This window comes from Gordonia rubripertincta, assembly GCF_038024875.1.
Lineage (GTDB): Bacteria > Actinomycetota > Actinomycetes > Mycobacteriales > Mycobacteriaceae > Gordonia > Gordonia rubripertincta.
Genome location: NZ_CP136136.1, coordinates 1,667,374 through 1,684,082, shown reverse-complemented (window position 1 = coordinate 1,684,082; position 16,709 = coordinate 1,667,374). Strand labels below are relative to the sequence as shown.

The following is a 16,709-nucleotide window of genomic DNA, read 5'->3' as shown; positions in this document are numbered from 1 at the left end:
GGTGAACGCCGAACTGACCGCGTCACTGCTCTGGTTGGTCCCCGCGCTCCCGCTCGCCGGTGCGGTGATCCTCCTTTTCGGTGGCCGGACGACCGACCGCTGGGGCCATCTCCTCGGTACCGCCGCGGCGATCGCATCGTTCGTGGTCGGGCTGGTGATGTTCGCCGGAATGGTGTCCCGTGCCGCCGATGACCGAGGCGTCACCGATACCCTGTTCAGTTGGGTTCCGGTCGGAGAACTGCAGGTGGACTTCGGTTTCCGCCTCGACCAGTTGTCGATGTGCTTCGTCCTGCTGATCACCGGCGTCGGGTCGCTGATCCACATCTACTCGATCGGTTACATGGCCGACGACCCCGACCGTCGACGGTTCTTCGGCTACCTCAACCTGTTTCTCGCGGCGATGCTCGTCCTCGTCCTCGCCGACAACTACCTCGGCCTGTATCTCGGCTGGGAGGGCGTGGGCCTCGCGTCGTATCTGCTGATCGGCTTCTGGCAGTACAAGCCGTCCGCGGCGACCGCCGCGAAGAAGGCTTTCGTGGTCAACCGCGTCGGCGACATCGGGCTCGCCGTCGCTCTGATGATCATGTTCGCGACCTTCGGGTCGGTGGCGTTCACCGCGGTCTTCGACGGTGCGCCGCAGGCCGGCGAAGGCACCCTCACCGCACTGGGTTTCGTGCTCCTGCTCGCCGCCTGCGGCAAGTCGGCACAGGTGCCGCTGCAATCGTGGCTCGGCGACGCCATGGAAGGCCCCACACCGGTGTCCGCGCTGATCCACGCGGCGACCATGGTGACCGCCGGGGTGTACCTCATCGTGCGGTCGGGTCCCATCTTCGACCTCGCCCCCACCGCGCAGGTCGGGGTCGTGGTCGTCGGTGCCGTGACGCTGCTGTTCGGCGCGATCATCGGCTGCGCGAAGGACGACATCAAGAAGGCGCTCGCGGCGTCGACGATGAGCCAGATCGGATACATGGTGCTCGCCGCCGGACTGGGACCGGCCGGTTACGCATTCGCGATTCTGCACCTCCTCACCCACGGCTTCTTCAAGGCCGGTCTGTTCCTCGGCGCCGGTTCGGTGATGCACGGGATGAACGACGAGACCGACATGCGACGGTACGGTGGGCTCCGCAAACTCATGCCCGTCACCTTCGTGACGTTCGGGGTCGGCTACCTCGCGATCATCGGCGTCCCACCCTTTGCGGGTTTCTACTCGAAGGACCACATCATCGAGGCAGCCTTCGGCGCAGGCGGCGCCAAGGGGCTGATCCTCGGTGGTGCAGCACTTCTCGGCGCGGGCATCACCGCCTTCTACATGACCCGCGTGATGCTGCTGACCTTCTTCGGCGAGAAGCGCTGGCACGACGGCACCGACGCCCCCGCGCCGCATCCGCACGAGTCCCCGCGGGTGATGACCGGGCCGATGGTCCTGATCGCACTGGGTTCGGTGGCCTCCGGCGGTCTGCTCGCGATCGGCGGATCGCTCGAGCATTGGCTCGAACCGGTGGTCGGCGAATACACCGCGCACCACCTGATCCCGGTGTGGGCGATGACCGCCATCATCCTCGTCGTCGTCGCGGTCGGCGTCGCGATCGCGTACCGGCAGTACGCGACCCGACCGGTGCCCGTCGTCGCGCCGGACGACGTGTCGGTGCTGACCCTCGCGGCACGGCGTGATCTGTACGGCGATGCGATCAACGAAGAACTGCTCATGCGTCCAGGACAACGGTTCACCGCCGGGCTCGTCGCGGTGGAGTCCGACGGCGTCGACGGCCTGACGAGCGGGGTCGGCGAGACCGTGACCCGCACGTCCCGTCGAATACGTGGGTGGCAGAACGGCTATGTACGTTCCTACGCGTTGTCGATGTTCGCCGGGACGACCCTGATCGTCGCACTCGTGATGGCGGTGAACGTGCTGTGAACATCCCCTGGTTGACGATCCTCTGGCTGGCGCCCGCGGTGGGCGCGGCACTCGTTCTGGCCGTCCCCGCGAACCGTCCCGCGGCGGCCCGGTGGTTCGCCTTCGCGATCACCGTCGGGGTCCTCGTCCTGGCCGTCGGTCTCGCGATCGGTTTCGATCCGGCCGGTGACCGCTATCAGTTCACCGAGGACGTGAGCTGGATTCCGGCACTGGGAACCCGATACGCACTGGGACTCGACGGAATCGGGCTGATCCTCATTCTGCTGACCGCTGCCCTCCTGCCGTTGCTGTTGCTCGCCGGCTGGCACGACGCCGACTCCGACGGTTCGCTGGATCACTCCGGTGGACGGGCACAGAAGGGCCCGCACATCTATCTCGCACTGTTCCTCGCGACCGAGGCGATGGTGCTGATGAGTTTCGTCGCCCTGGACATCCTGCTCTTCTACATCATCTTCGAGGCCATGCTCATCCCGATGTACTTCCTCATCGGCGGCTTCGGCACCGGGCCCAATCGCTCCGGTGCGGCGGTGAAGTTCCTGCTGTACAACCTGTTCGGCGGTCTGCTGCTGCTCGCCGCGGTGATCGGCCTGTACGTGGTGACCGCGCAGAACGGGGTCGGCGCAGACGGCGGTGGGACGTTCGCGCTCGGCGACGTCGTGGCCGCGGTGTCGAGCGGACAGATCGACGACACCACCGGCCTCGCGAAACTGCTGTTCCTCGGTTTCATGTTCGCGTTCGCGGTCAAAGCCCCGCTGTGGCCGCTGCACTCATGGCTTCCCGATGCCGCGGTCGCCGCCACCCCGACGTCGGCAGTGCTGATGATGGCCGTCATCGACAAGGTCGGGACCTTCGCGATGCTGCGGTTCTGCCTGCAGCTGTTCCCGGACGCCAGCCAGTACTTCGCACCGTTGATCTGCGGTCTCGCGGTCGTCAGCATCATCTACGGCGCGATCCTGGCCATCGGCCAGACCGACGTCATGCGTCTGATCGCGTACACGTCGATATCCCACTTCGGGTTCATCATCCTGGGAATCTTCGTGATGACCGATCAGGGCCAGACCGGTTCGGCGCTGTACATGGTCAACCACGGACTCTCCACGGCCGCACTGTTCCTCATCGCCGGGTTCCTGGTGTCGCGGCGGGGCAGTCGCCTGATCGCCGACTACGGCGGAGTCCAGAAGGTCGCCCCGGTCCTCGCCGGGACCTTCCTGGTCGCGGGTCTCGCGACCCTGTCGCTACCCGGACTCGCACCGTTCATCAGCGAGTTCCTGGTCCTCATCGGCACCTTCACTCGCTACCCGATCGCAGCGGTCCTCGCGTGTTCGGCACTGGTGCTCTCCGCCATCTACATCCTGTGGACCTACCAGCGGATGATGGGCGGGCCGGCAGAACCCGTCGAAGAGCGGTCGTCGCCGATTCGCGACCTCGCCGGCCGCGAACTGGCCGTCGTCGTCCCGCTGCTCGCTCTGCTCATCGCCCTGGGTGTGTATCCGAAGCCGATGATCGACCTGATCGATCCGGCCGTGCAGAGCACCCTGACCACGGTCGGGGTCACCGATCCCGAACCCGCTGTCGCGGACCCCGCCCATGACCGGCCCGCCGGCGCGACCACCGATGCGGAGGCTCACCGATGACCACGTCTCTGGTTGCTCTGAGTACGACACCGCTGGCCGCGATCGAAACCCCGAGCGTCGAATACGCCGCGCTGTCACCCATGCTGATCGTGTTCGGCGCGGGTGTCATCGGGGTCCTGGTCGAGGCCTTCGCCCCGCGTAGATCGAGGTACTCGCTGCAACTGGGGCTTTCGCTGGGCGGGCTCGTCGTCGCCCTCGCCGCTCTGGCCACCGTCACGGCCGCACAGACGGCGGACGGCGCGAACGGCCAGTTCGCGATGTCGGGTGCCGTTGTGATGGACCGTCCGACCCTGTATCTGCAGGGACTCCTGCTGATCATCGCGATCATCGCGGTCGGGTTCATGGCCGAACGGCGACTCGAGCGGGTCGTCGCACCGGTCACCATGCGCACCCTGGCCGGGGCCGGGGTCAACGACGATCAGTCCGGCAGAGCAGGTCTCAACGGCGGCGGCGTCGACGCGGACATGTTCACACCGTCCGGCGCGTCGGTGCCCAACACCGACGCCGAATTCGAGGCGACCCGCGCCGGGGCCGTGACGACCGAGGTGTTCCCGCTCGCCCTGCTCGCGGTCGGCGGCATGATGCTGTTCCCCGCCTGCGGCGATCTGCTCACCATGTTCATTGCACTGGAAGTCTTCTCGCTGCCCCTCTACCTGTTGTGCGGACTGGCGCGGCGTCGGCGGCTCATCTCGCAGGAGGCATCGCTCAAGTACTTCCTGCTGGGCGCCTTCTCGTCGGCCTTCTTCCTGTTCGGCGCGGCCTTCGTCTACGGAGCGACCGGCTCACTGAACCTGTCGACGATCGGGGCGTCGCTCACCGATGTCGCCGGGACCGGCGGGGACACCACGCTGGCGCTGATCGGGCTCGCCATGCTGGCGGTCGGGCTGTTGTTCAAAGTCGGTGCGGTGCCGTTCCATTCGTGGATTCCCGACGTCTACCAGGGCGCCCCGACCCCGGTCACCGCGTTCATGGCGTCGGCCACCAAGGTTGCCGCGTTCGGTGCGTTGCTCCGCGTCTTCTACGTCGGTTTCGGTGCGCTGCGCGACCAGTGGGAGCCTGCACTGTGGGCGGTCGCGATCGCGTCGATGGTCATCGCGTCGGTGATGGCCGTGACGCAGAGCGACGTGAAGCGGATGCTCGCCTACTCGTCGATCGCGCACGCCGGTTTCATCCTGCTCGGCCTGATCGCCTTCGACGACGCGGGTCTCGGCGCAACGCTCTTCTACCTGGCGGCCTACGCTTTCACGACGCTCGGCGCCTTCGCCATGGTGGCAGTGATCCGCGAACCCGACTGTGACACAGCACCTTCGGACACGACAGCTTCGGACACGACAACTTCGGGTACCAGCACATCGGCACGCACGGCCGCGATCCACGGCACCACGGCGACGGTTCGCAACCCGCACCTGTCCGGCCGCGAGGCCACCGACCTCACCCAGTGGTCGGGTCTCGGCCGTCGGTACCCCTTGGTCGGCGCCATGTTCGCGGTCTATCTGCTGTCGTTCGCGGGCATCCCGCTGACAAGCGGGTTCATCGCCAAGTTCGACGTCTTCGCCGCAGTCGCCGGCAACGGCGGCGGAGTCCTGGTGGTCATCGGCGTCATCAGCAGCGCGATCGCCGCCTACGTCTACATCCGCATCATCGTCGCCATGTTCTTCGACGACGTCCCTTCCCACGACGCACCGCACGTCGTGAAGCCGAGCATCCTCACCACCACGGGCATCGCGATCTGCACGCTGGCCACCGTCGTTCTCGGCATCTTCCCGCAACCGCTCCTCGACCTCGCCGACGCGGCCGCGACGTTCCTGCGCTGACCCTCACGCCAGTCGGTGTCGCCGGTGCCTCCGGTTGCGCATCGTATCCACAGCGAGTCCCCGTGGATCCGTCTCCACTGCGGCCGCCTACTAGGCTTCGGGCTTGGATCTGTAATGACTAATCGACTTCGGGGGAAGTGTGAGCGACAAAGTATCGGTTGATCTTGTCGAGTTGAGGTATGGAGGCCACCAACTGGGTGGTTGGCACGTCGAGTCAGCGGGCACATTCGAGGGAGGTTTTCGGCAGGTGGCCGAGGCAGCCGAAACCGGCTGGGTCGGCGCCTCAGCCAAAGCACTCGCTGAGAAGCTTGAGACCCTGCAAGCTTCTGCTCAGTCCGTTACGGCGCGACTCGGCCAGCATGGGGCGGGGTTCGTCTCGGCCGCCAACACCTACGATGCGCAAGACGCAGAAGCCGCCACAGTGCTGAATACTCGAGAAGCCTTCTCGCCTCGCATCAATGACGAAGGCGACGGGCACCGCCCACTGAACCTGTGATCTCCATATCCGACATCGACCGCTGGAGTGTCGCAGACATCGAGGCTGTCTTCAGCGTCTGCGCAGACCAGGCCGATCACTGCAGCACCCAGTCTGCCAACCTCAAGAATCTCGACACCTTCTCTACGTGGGACGGAGATGCAGCGGCCGCCGCCAAGCGATCAGTAGGACGCACGCGAGTCGATTTCGACGTCCATGGCAACCAGGTCTCGGCTATCGCCAATGCGGCTCGCGCAGCAGCACAGAAGATCGAGGCCATCAAAGAAGCGCTTGCAAAGATACGTGCCGATGCATTCCTGGATCACTTTGCCATCGACGACGACGGAACCGTCAGATCGACTCTCCAGACGGTTGCATCGAAGGAGGAAATGGAGAAAAGGGAAGGCAATCGTATTGCCCTCCAACTCCGCGTCAATCAACTCCTGATCAACGCAGAAGCTGCTGACGACGATTTGGCGGCAGCAATCAGAGCCGCGGATGGCGAACTGAACCCGAGCTGATTCCGCCCAGCGCCTTCGATGGAACATACGCCGGCGTGTTCGGTATCGCCTCTCTTGGCCTACCCAACTACCCCGATGCATCATTGACCGACGCGGAGACACGCAACTATTACGGGCTCTTCCGGAACGACGGTGCGTAGAACGGGTTCTACGCACCGTCGTTCCGGAAGAGCCAGTTTCGGTAAGGAGATTGGCGGTTTGTTCGATTGAGTAACGAGTGGTCCATTTACGAGCGCCTTCACCGGATGGCAGTCTCCCACGCCCGCGTAGTAGATCCACGCACTATCGCCGGAGACGTTCGCCTCGACGTCGACCCTGCCAGGTTCCGGCCCGACCCCTCGGGCTTCAAATTGGGATTTTTTGCCTTGTTCTCCGCATATCAAGGAACGGAAACCGCCTTCAGAGACAATGTGGCCGTCGTCTTGACCAGGTTCATCGTCGATTCGACGGTTGATGTCAATGACTTGTTCGACCATGCTTTCGTAGAGGCGCGATCACTCCCCGATTGGACCGAACAACGCGCAGACCGGTATCCGATCACATCACGAACACAGGGCGCCAGCATCCAAGCCGGGAGTTTCCGCGATCCAGCCGGACAGTGGTTGTATGCAGTCAGCAAATACGAGCTATACCAGCGCGCGAATGTTGCATGTCTTCTGCAGTGCACTGGAACCACGAGTTCCGAGGATGTTTCCACCTGGACCGCCCTCATCGATGCGGTCAGTTCAGCTCGAATTGACGACTAAGGAGTTTAAATTGGTTAGTCGAGCATCCTCCGTTGTCGATCTTGAGCAAGCATTGTCCACGCGAATCGATTTTGTGGCCGACCCTCAGGACCGCTCCTGGTACGTTGGCGATGCTGTTGGGTTCACCATTTACATTCGAATGGGAAACTTTCCTGATGAGGAGGCCTACTCCCTGTACCTCGGCCACGGCCGTTGGATGGACTTCAGCCGAGTGCCAGACAACTGGACGATAACGACGCCCCCTCAAGGCTGGCCGGCGACGGCACGACCCCGACTCCCCAAGGGGGAGTTCCATGCGTGACGGCATTACGCAGACTCCCTATCTCACCGAGGCCGAACGAGAGCAACTCCTCTCCAGATGGCGCGAACCACACCGCAAATATCATGATCTCAACCATCTGCGCACCGTGCTGACCGCGCTGGACGAGTTCCGTTCTGCAGGTGCCAGTTTCGACCACGAAGCCGTAACTCTTGCAGCCTGGTTCCACGATGCGATCTACGATGTCGGCGCTCCTGACAACGAGGAACAATCTGCTGTTCTAGCTGAGACGATGTTGGCGGGTAGGTCATGCGCGACCGAAGTCGCACGTCTGGTTCGTGTGACTGCCAGTCACAACGTTGCTCTGACCGACCTGAACGCGTCAGCTCTGTGCGACGCCGACCTGTCGATACTGGCGAGCGATTCGTCGCGATACTCCAGATACTGCGCCGACGTAAGACATGAGTATTCCAGATTCGAAGACAGCGTCTACCGCGCTGGACGGACACGGGTACTCGAGCACTTCCTGGCCCTCGAACGGATCCTCAACACCACGTTCGGATACGAAAACTGGGAGTTGCGTGCTCGATGCAATCTTGAAGCCGAACTGCGGTCCCTCCAGCCGGACTGAGTGGCGCAAGCACTCCGGCCCCCGGACGGGTCGAATGCAGAAGGACCCGTCGCCCGTCTGAGAAGCCCGTTTCACGGTCAGCTCGCCACTGATAGAGATTCGCCCATCCGTGGCGGGTTTGCGAGGCCGGCCGAAGGCGCCGTGCCATCCTGGAACCCGTGGATCTCGTCAGGCACCTGCGGTTCTTCGTCGCCGTCGCCGAGGAAGGCCACTTCGGGGACGCGGCTGCTCGGCTGGAGATGACGCAGCCACCGGTGTCTCAGGGGCTGAGACGCCTGGAGAAGGAGCTCGGGGTCCAGCTGATCCGACGTACCTCCCGCGGCGCCGAACTCACCGACGCGGGCCGCGACCTGCTGCCCCGCGCACGTCTTCTCATCGACGACGCAGCGCGGTTCCTCGGTGAAGCCCGACACCTTCACCACGGATCCGAGGTGCTGCGTTGGGGTGCAGTGCCTCTCGCCGGTGCCGTGGCGATTGCGGCAGTCGCACAACGTCTCGGTGACGTGTCCTCCGGCCAGGAGATGCTGAGTGCAACTGCGGTGAGTCTGGTCGAGCAGGTATCCGCGGGCACGCTCGACCTCGCGATCGTCGACGCTCCCTGTGTCACTGGCACTCTCGCCACCGGTCCGATCGTTGTGTTTCGTCGCCACGTGGTCGTACCCGCAAACCATCCGGTGACCACCACGGTGCGTCCGCGGTTGCGACAACTGGCCGGACTCGACCTCTGCCACCCATCGCGCGCGGCGAATCCACCCGCACATGATCAGCTGATCGACCGCCTCCGCGAATCCGGGCTCGATCCACGCATTCTGCCCAGCTCGTCGTCCGAACACCTGGTGGCCGCCGTCGCCGGCAGCGGAGCCTTCGGTCTGACGGCCGACGCGCAACGCCTCGCATCGCTGGACTCCATTAGCTGCCTGCCCATCGGGCGTGACGCAACAGCACTGCGACTCCGCGTCGTCTACCGGGAGTCTGCGCTCGGCGAGGTGGCCGACGTGGCGACGGCCGCACTGTGGAAGATCAGCAAGGCGACCGGGTGACCGTCGGCCCGGGTGAGCTGCCTGCCCACGTGAGAGATCGGATCGACCGCAACGTCGCCGAGATCCTCGCCGACGCCGGCTGTTCCGGCTGGCTTCATGCGACGACGATCGGCTCGCCCCAGATCAGCTACTCCTACGACGCCGACGCACCGGTGGTTCTCGCATCGGTCTACAAGCTCGCTGTCCTGATCTCGTTGTGCCGCAGCGCAGATCGCGGAGAGATCGACCTGACCTCGCCGGTGACCGTCGATCCCACCCGGTGGGCGCAGGGACCGACGGGCCTGGCCGCGTTGCGCGACCCGATCACCCTGAGCCGACGCGATCTCGCCACCTCGATGATGACCGTCTCCGACAACGTGGCCGCCGACGTCCTCCTCGACGAGATCGGGCTCGACCGCGTCCGAGAGGACCTCATCGGCCTCGGTGCCACGAGCACGCGCATCGTCGGAGGGGTCGCAGAACTGCACGAAAGACTCCAGCGCGAGACCGGAACGAGCACGGTGGCAGAGGCTTTCGCCGCACTCGCCGACCCGGACTGCGACACCACGGTGAGCGCCTACGACGCCGCCTATACGAGTTCGTCCACGCCTCGGGACTGCTCGACGCTCCTGTCCGCCGTGTGGACCGACCGCGCGGCGTCGGCCGAGATGTGCGCGTTCATCAGGGACACCATGCGTCGTCAGGTCTTCACCTCCCGACTGGCGTCGGGCTTTCCGTTCCGACGGGTCACGGTCGCGGGCAAGACGGGCACTCTGGTCGCGATCCGCAACGAGGTCGGCGTCGTCGAGTTCCCCGGCGAGCTCCCGGTGGCCGTTGCGGTCTTCACCAGGAGTGCACGGTCGGAGCCTGCATTGCCGCAAGTCGATCGCGCGATCGGCGAGCTGGCCCGGACCGTCGTGACGGAGCTCCGCATTCCTCGGGAATGACGCCGTTCATCCGGTGTGATCTGGGCCGATACTGGTTCGCTATCGCTTGATCGCGCGTTGTGACTTTGCATCGGGGCACTCCGGTCGGTTGTCTGACCACATGCGTCGATGGTTGGTGATCCTGAGCGTTCTCGCGGTTCTGGTCGGCACGTTGTCGGGGTGTTTTCTCACGAAGGACTCGCCGGAGGACACCCTGCGGTCGTTCGCGGAGGCACTCCAACGGGGTGACGTCGACGCGGCCGCCGGACTCACCGACAACCCGGCCGCCGCGCGCACCACCATCAAGTCGATCTTCGAGGGCATGGGCTCCACCCCGAAGCTGTCGGTCACCCCCGACCTCGTCGATGACAAGAAGGTCACCGGGACTCTCGACCACCAGTGGCAGATCCGGAACGGGAACACCGCCTATCAGACGTCGGTCGTCCTCACCGAGACCGATTCGGGCTGGCGTGTGCGGTGGCAGCCCTCCGTGATGCACCGGCAGCTCCGCGACGGACAATCCTTCTCCTACAGCGACGACCGCGCCTACCGCACCCCCGTACTCGACACCAACGCCCGCCCGCTGATGACATGGCAAGCCGTGACGCTGATCGATCTCGAACGGGCACAGCTCGTGTCGGCCGGTCAACTGGCGCGCGCGCTCCGGCCGATCGAACCGTCGATCACCACGGCAACCATCCGAAAACTGTTCGACGGCAACAAAGCCCCGAGCCAGACCGTGATCAGGTTGCGCGACAGCGATCTCGAACGTGTCCAGCGCAGCATCAGGTCGATCGCCGGCATCACGACCACCGAGCAGGGCGCGCTCCTCAGTGCCACCAAAGCTCTCCACTCCCCCGCGATGGCCGGCCTCGAGGACATCTGGCGAAGCGCGATCGACGCCACGGCCGGCTGGTCGATCCAAATCGTCGACAAGGAGGGCGCACCAACGCATCTCGTTGACTCAGCTCAACCTGGCGAGACGTCTCCGGTCCGCACCTCGCTCGATCGCGACATCCAGGCCCAGGCGCAGCGGGCCGTCGACCGGGAACGACGCCCCGCGATGATCGTCGCGATCACCCCCTCGACCGGTGGAATCGTCGCCGTCGCCCAGAACGACGCCGCGGACCGCTCCGGCGCAGTCTCCCTGACCGGGTTGTATCCGCCGGGCTCGACCTTCAAGACCATCACCACCGCCGCAGCCCTGGCATCCGGCGGGGTGCAGCCGACATCGCAGGTCCCGTGTCCGGGACGGACGACGATCGAGGGGAGGACGATCCCCAACGAGGACGAATTCGATCTCGGAACCGTCCCTCTACCAACGGCTTTCTCGCGCTCCTGCAACACCTCCATGGGTGCGCTCGCGAACAAGCTCCCCGCCGACGCGTTGACCTCGATGGCCCGCCGGTTCGGCATCGGCGCCGACTACACCGTTCCGGGCCTGACCACCGTGACCGGTTCCGTACCGAACGCCGACACCCCCGCCCTGCGCGTCGAGAACGGCATCGGCCAGGGCACGGTCACCGTCAGCCCGTTCGGCCTGGCACTGGCCGAGGCGAGTCTCGCGCGAGGTGAGACCGTCACCCCGACGCTCATCGAGGGACGAGGAACCACCGGCGACACCGAACCCCGGCCGATTCCCGACGATGTGGTGCGCGCGCTGCGAAGCATGATGCGCGACACCGTCACCCGCGGAACCGCCGCCGCGCTGCAGGACATCCCTGGCCTGGGCGGCAAGACCGGGACGGCTGAGTACGGCGACAACAAGAACCCGCACGGCTGGTTTGCCGGCATCGTCGGCGACCTCGCCTTCGCGACGCTGGTCGTCGGCGGCGGATCGTCGGCGCCCGCAGTTCAGGTCAGCGGCGAGTTCCTGCGGCCGCTGAGCAACTAGTCCGGCTTCTTCCTTGACCAGCCCATCACGATGGGCTCAGATGAACGCATGAGCGATGAACTGTTCGAGCACGAGACCAAGACCACGCTGACTCGCGAGGAAGCTGCGCAACGGCTTCACGACCTTGCCGATGCGATCGCCCGACACAACGAGGTGTCGTACGTCGAGAACAACAAGACCGTGCGTATCGACATCCCGACGCAGGTGAAGCTGAAGGTCGAATTCGAGCGCGGCGAGGACGAATCCGAGATCGAGATCGAGATCTCCTGGTAGTCGGACCTGTAGGAACCAACATGCGGGCCGGTGACGGGATGTCACCGGCCCGCGTTCATGGTCAGATCTGGCCGAGCTTCTCCATCACGTCGAGCGCGACGTTCGACGTCTGGAACAGAGCATTGATCTCGGCCACGGTCACGCCGCGGGTTGCCGGGTTCTGCAAGCCGAAACTGTTGACGAGTGCAGCGGTCCGGGTCGACTGGAAGAGGAGCGTCGTGGCCTGGCTGTCGCCGATCAGGTCGCCGACGAACCATGCGGTGAAGAGCGGCCCGAGGTCGACACCGTAGGTGCTCTTGACGTCCTTGACGATTGCCGGCGTGGCGTCGACCAGCGCCCCGCCGAAGGTGTAGAAGTCCCGGGTGTGGCCGACGGTCGTGTCGATGTTCTCCAGCGCGTACGGGAAGTCGACGAGGAGATGGGCGAAGATCTGCCCGAGCAGGACCCGTCCCGGGCTGCGGTCGCACGCGGTGGTCAGAGCGAACGCCTGCGCCCAATGCGCCTGCGGCTTGCCGCCGATGACGTACTCGTGGAGGTTCCCGACGTAGAGGCGGACGACCTCCACCGCGAGATCCGAAGCCCACTCCGGGTCCTCGTAGATTCCGGACTCGATGCTGGGTCCGACGAGCTCGAGGATGTTGTCGAAGGCGATCGGGAACGTGCCGAGATAGTTGTTCGCCTTGCTGAGCTCACTACGCAGGTCGCTGATCGTGGAGCGTGCATCGTCAAAGGTCTTGATCTCGGACGGATCAGTCAGTTCCGAGAGCCGCTGCTTCGTCTCAGGGGTCGAGGCGGGGGCACAGCGGCTCGCGGGAGCAGCATTGGCCGCTGGGGTCAGTACGCCGGCACCACCGACGAGGACAGCGACTGCTGCGAGGCCCGCACAGAGGGCGCGTCTGGCATTCATGCCGACGGAGCGTAAGGAGCTTCTCAACCGAACCAAACGGTTGTGAAGGCGGTGGACTCAAATCTTCTCGCCTTAGGTAACTACGTCCCGGCACCCACACGCCATAAGTCCACTTATCCTCGGGGCCAAAGTCCCATAGGGCGCGCGATCTCGTGCCAAACTAGGGCAAACGTCCTGGTCGGCGGCTTCTGTTTGCCTTGTCGAAGGCCGTCGTTCACCGCTGCCATCGTCTGTACGGGTCGGTTAGGCGATGCCGAGTTGTCGGGCGACCTGGGGTCCGCCGACCTCCCGCACGAACTCGGGATCACCGCAGACCACCAACTCATCACGGGCCCGCGACAATCCGACGTAGAGGCGTTCGCGAGACCGGTCCCACGCCTTCGTCTCGTTGAGCGCCAGCACCACGACGCGCCGTTCCAGCCCCTTGAACCCGAGGACGTGACCGTAGAAGACCTGCTCGCCATCCCAGAACGACGCCCAGTACTCCTTGGTGCCCTCGGCCTGGCGTGCCTTCTGTTCGGCGTGGCGACTCCCGGTGGTCAGCAGCGCGATGTCCTCGGGACGCCATCCCTTGTCGAGCAACGGGTCGATCTGGTCGTCGGCGACGTCGACCGCCTCTGCTGCCGTGCACGGCACGAAGGTCACCGCCGGACCATCACCGCCGTGTAACTGCATTCGCTGTCCCACAAGCGGTTTGAAGGTCTCGGCGATCTGTTTGGTGTTACGCAGATTGTGGTCGAGGACCAGCGGCACCAGGTCCACCGGCGGCGATCCTTGCCGGGCGAAGACACGTTGCGCCTCGTCGCTGAACACGTAGATGCCGCCGGACTCGGTGTCACGCAGGCACGCGAGCATCGGTTTCCACCAGTCGTCGGCGAAGTCCTGCGCCTCGTCGACGACGATCGAGTCGAAGCGCTTCCCCGGCGGAAGCTCCTGTGCGAGTTCGTACATCAGTTGCGGCAACGTGTGTTCCCAGAAGTCCTGCGCTGCTTGGGTTCGTTCCTGTTCGTCGGGGCCGGTGGGCGCACCCCATTCGATGCCCAGTTCGTGGAACTCGCCGACATACGCGGGTCGTTCCTTGTGTTTCCACGTGGCGGTGAGTCGCCGGAGAAAAGACGCCAGCCCATGCGAGTAACAGACGAGGGCAACCCTCTGCCCGTCCTTCGCGAGTCGTCGTGCCTGTTCGACGGCAAGGAATGTCTTCCCGCTGCCGGCACCGCCACGCACCTCGACGCGATTGAGCTGATGGATCGCACGGAGTATCACCGCCTGGTGGGAGGTGAGCGTGTCGGCGACGCTCTCGTTCTCCAGAGCACGGGCGACAACATCTCGTTGCGGTAAACCCCTGCCGCTCAGCGCGAGTCGAAGTCGACCGATCCCCTCGGCATCGATCCCGGGAACCTCGACGTCCTTCTTCAGCAGAACGTTCCGGATCAGGGGCATGAGCTGGTGGAGTTGGGTGCGGTCGACGACCTTCCATCGCGGGCACTCGGGAAGTGCAAAGGTGGAATCCACCTCCGAGTGCGGGAACACCACCACGTGATCCCATCGCACCCGCCCCTGCGTCCACCGGGGGTCATGCTCGACGAAATCACGCAGCGAGTAGCAGCCGTCCCTGACCTGTGCGACCGGGTCGATCCGCTTCGGAGCCTGCCCGATGCGCTCCTGCCACCACGACTCGCCGTCGTGCCACACCTCGCCACCCTTGACCTCGACACACACGACCCCGGCGCCCTCGATCGCGACGACGAAGTCGATCTCGTGATCCTTCGAGTGGTCGGTGACCCGCTGCCCTACGACGAGCAAATCCTCGTCCAGGAGCTGCTCGTCCAGCGCGTTGAAGACGACTTGCTCGCTCGCCGCCGCGAACCGCGGGTTCTCGGGGATCACGCTCGGCATGGCGGGATCATTCTTCCCAAGCCCCCACCAGGGGTGTCGTCCGTAGTCACTGGTCAACCTCGTGTCGTCGGTAGCCGGCCTTGCCGCAGGCTACCGCGCGGTTGCGACGTGCCCGCCGCGTAACCGGCAGTCAGATCTCGATTCCTTCATTCGAACCAACTGAACGCATAGGTAGGCGCGGGTGCCCCTACGCGCCCAATCGTTCGGGGAGCGCGAGGCTGTTCGCTCGGCCGTGAAGATCGGCGAACCGAACAACTGCTGACCGGCCGGGCCGGTCATGATGCTCCGGTTGCGTACCGTCGCCAAGACTTCGGCTCAGGATGACGCTGACTGGTGATCGCGGCGTCGCCGCCGGATAGCTTCGCCGGAGATCGAGAATCTTCGCGAAGGAGCACCATGACCGACACCGCCACCCGCCTCAACGACGTCGACATCGCAGCCGTCGGTCAGCTCGTCGAAGCCATCCAGGCCGACAACTCCAAGGCCCAGACGACCTGGGCGGCACACGTCCAGTGGAACGGCGCGTTCGCGTCCGAGGCCCGCGTCCGGAACTTCTCGCCGATCGGGTCCGACGAGCCGGCAGCCCTGGGCGGTGGGGACACGGCACCAAACCCGGTCGAGCAGCTCCTGGGTGCGCTCGGCAACTGCCTCGCTGTCGGTTACGCCGCCAACGCGACTGTGGCAGGCATCGAACTCAAGGACCTCCGCATCGACCTCAAGGGTGACCTCGATCTTCGCGTCTTCCTCGGACTCGCCGAAGGCCATGCCGGCTTCAGCTCGGTCACCGCGAACGTCACCATCGACTCCGACGCCCCGCGCGAGAAGCTGGACGAACTGCACGCGAAGGTCCAGGCCAGCTCTCCCGTCGGCCACACCCTCGGCAGCGCGGTGCCGGTCGACATCGTCCTGAGCTAGTTTCCCGCGGCCTCGGGCTCGGCGACCGTTCGGCCGGGACCTGAAAGGCGGTCGGCGAGCGCGCTTCTGCGTGTTCGCCGACCGTTTTCTTTGCGAGGCCGTCAGATCACGTTGCGTCTTGTGCCGTTTCCCGCGACAAGACGCAATGAGTGATCAACCGAGCGCATCCGAACCACCGCCCGCCGCCGCAAGCACATGCCCGCACACCACCACGACGAAGCTGACGACCGCGGCCACCGCGAAGACCGACCACAGTGCGACTTTCACCAGCAGCGCACCGACCAGGGCGCCCACCAGGATCGTGACGATCGCCGCGAGCCGACGGTTCAGGATCGTGGCCCGGCTGGGGCGGGAGAACATGTCGATCGCCCAGGCGGCGATCGTCGACGTGACGACGACGGTGGTCACGTCCGCGACACCGATGGTGCGCGCCGCGGCGGCCTGCATGCCCATTGCGCCCGCCGTCATCCCGATCGCGAACATCGCCGCTATGTGCTCGGTCGGTTGCAGCCAGACGAGGACCGCGGTACCGGCGACCAGCGACGCCGACACCGCAAGCACCACGGTCAACCGCGGACTCCATCCACGACGCCCGGAACGTAGGAACAGGCTCGCGACTCCGGCGCCGACGATGAACGCGACCAGTGCCAGGGACAGCGCGAGGACCGGCAGTCCGTCGGCGCCGGCCGCACCCATTCCGAGAATCAGCACGTTGCCGGTCATGTTCCCAAGGAACACGGTGTCGAAGCCGAGGAATCCGCCCGCATCGACCACGCCGGTCGCGAACGTCAGCACGAGCATCAAGATGACATGGCGCGTCGCCTCACGGTCGACGCCGACGTCGGGGGCACGCTCACTCGTCGCCACGCGCGGCTCCTTCT

14 protein-coding genes are annotated in these 16,709 nt (G+C 65.2%); 11 read left to right on the top strand and 3 right to left on the bottom strand.

Features of this window, described 5'->3' with window-relative positions:
* Position 1: 1 nt before the first annotated feature.
* The 10 genes from nuoL (at position 2) to RVF83_RS07485 (ending at position 12,107) form a co-directional block, all read left to right on the top strand.
* Entirely contained in the window at positions 2–1,915 is a 1,914-nt protein-coding gene (nuoL, locus tag RVF83_RS07530) for an NADH-quinone oxidoreductase subunit L (protein WP_005200548.1), read from the top strand.
* Positions 1,912–3,549 carry an NADH-quinone oxidoreductase subunit M gene (locus tag RVF83_RS07525; RefSeq protein WP_005200549.1) on the top strand — a complete coding sequence of 546 codons (1,638 nt, stop codon included), beginning with the start codon at positions 1,912–1,914 and terminating at the stop codon, positions 3,547–3,549. The genes nuoL and RVF83_RS07525 overlap by 4 nt, the downstream gene beginning before the upstream one ends.
* Positions 3,546–5,363 carry an NADH-quinone oxidoreductase subunit NuoN gene (gene nuoN / locus RVF83_RS07520; RefSeq protein ID WP_005200550.1) on the top strand — a complete coding sequence of 606 codons (1,818 nt, stop codon included), beginning with the start codon at positions 3,546–3,548 and terminating at the stop codon, positions 5,361–5,363. Before RVF83_RS07525 ends, nuoN begins: the two co-directional genes overlap by 4 nt.
* Before the next feature lie 247 nt (positions 5,364–5,610).
* Complete coding sequence (locus tag RVF83_RS07515; protein ID WP_005200551.1) at positions 5,611–5,859, top strand: hypothetical protein; 249 nt, start codon at positions 5,611–5,613, stop codon at positions 5,857–5,859.
* Positions 5,856–6,359, top strand: a complete 504-nt coding sequence (locus RVF83_RS07510) for a hypothetical protein (protein WP_005200552.1) — start codon at positions 5,856–5,858, stop codon at positions 6,357–6,359. The genes RVF83_RS07515 and RVF83_RS07510 overlap by 4 nt, the downstream gene beginning before the upstream one ends.
* A 1,039-nt stretch (positions 6,360–7,398) precedes the next feature.
* Complete coding sequence (locus RVF83_RS07505) at positions 7,399–7,995, top strand: hypothetical protein (RefSeq protein WP_005200554.1); 597 nt, start codon at positions 7,399–7,401, stop codon at positions 7,993–7,995.
* 158 nt (positions 7,996–8,153) lie between these two features.
* On the top strand, positions 8,154–9,035 hold the full coding sequence (locus tag RVF83_RS07500; RefSeq protein WP_005200556.1) for a LysR family transcriptional regulator: 882 nt from the start codon (positions 8,154–8,156) through the stop codon (positions 9,033–9,035).
* Positions 9,032–9,961 (top strand): serine hydrolase, encoded by a 930-nt coding sequence (locus RVF83_RS07495; RefSeq protein WP_005200562.1) that lies wholly within the window; start codon positions 9,032–9,034, stop codon positions 9,959–9,961. The genes RVF83_RS07500 and RVF83_RS07495 overlap by 4 nt, the downstream gene beginning before the upstream one ends.
* Before the next feature lie 100 nt (positions 9,962–10,061).
* Positions 10,062–11,834: a penicillin-binding transpeptidase domain-containing protein gene (locus tag RVF83_RS07490; RefSeq protein ID WP_005200569.1), complete on the top strand. Its 1,773-nt coding sequence runs from the start codon at positions 10,062–10,064 to the stop codon at positions 11,832–11,834.
* Between the two features lie 48 nt (positions 11,835–11,882).
* On the top strand, positions 11,883–12,107 hold the full coding sequence (locus RVF83_RS07485; RefSeq protein WP_005200571.1) for an amphi-Trp domain-containing protein: 225 nt from the start codon (positions 11,883–11,885) through the stop codon (positions 12,105–12,107).
* A gap of 61 nt (positions 12,108–12,168) precedes the next feature.
* Here the strand turns inward: RVF83_RS07485 and RVF83_RS07480 are convergent, their stop codons facing one another.
* Together RVF83_RS07480 and RVF83_RS07475 are read right to left on the bottom strand one after the other, a co-directional pair.
* On the bottom strand, positions 12,169–13,014 hold the full coding sequence (locus RVF83_RS07480) for a DUF5995 family protein (protein WP_005200573.1): 846 nt from the start codon (positions 13,012–13,014) through the stop codon (positions 12,169–12,171).
* 243 nt (positions 13,015–13,257) lie between these two features.
* The gene (locus tag RVF83_RS07475; protein WP_005200574.1) at positions 13,258–14,913 is read right to left on the bottom strand and encodes a nuclease-related domain-containing DEAD/DEAH box helicase; all 1,656 of its coding nucleotides are present in this window, start codon (positions 14,911–14,913) and stop codon (positions 13,258–13,260) included.
* A gap of 396 nt (positions 14,914–15,309) precedes the next feature.
* On the opposite strand from RVF83_RS07475, the gene RVF83_RS07470 reads away from it, so the two are divergent.
* Positions 15,310–15,828, top strand: coding sequence for an OsmC family protein (locus RVF83_RS07470; protein WP_005200575.1), 519 nt, complete (start codon positions 15,310–15,312; stop codon positions 15,826–15,828).
* A 153-nt stretch (positions 15,829–15,981) separates the two neighbouring features.
* Here the strand turns inward: RVF83_RS07470 and RVF83_RS07465 are convergent, their stop codons facing one another.
* Complete coding sequence (locus tag RVF83_RS07465; RefSeq protein ID WP_005200576.1) at positions 15,982–16,695, bottom strand: DUF1275 family protein; 714 nt, start codon at positions 16,693–16,695, stop codon at positions 15,982–15,984.
* Between the last annotated feature and the right edge of the window lie 14 nt (positions 16,696–16,709).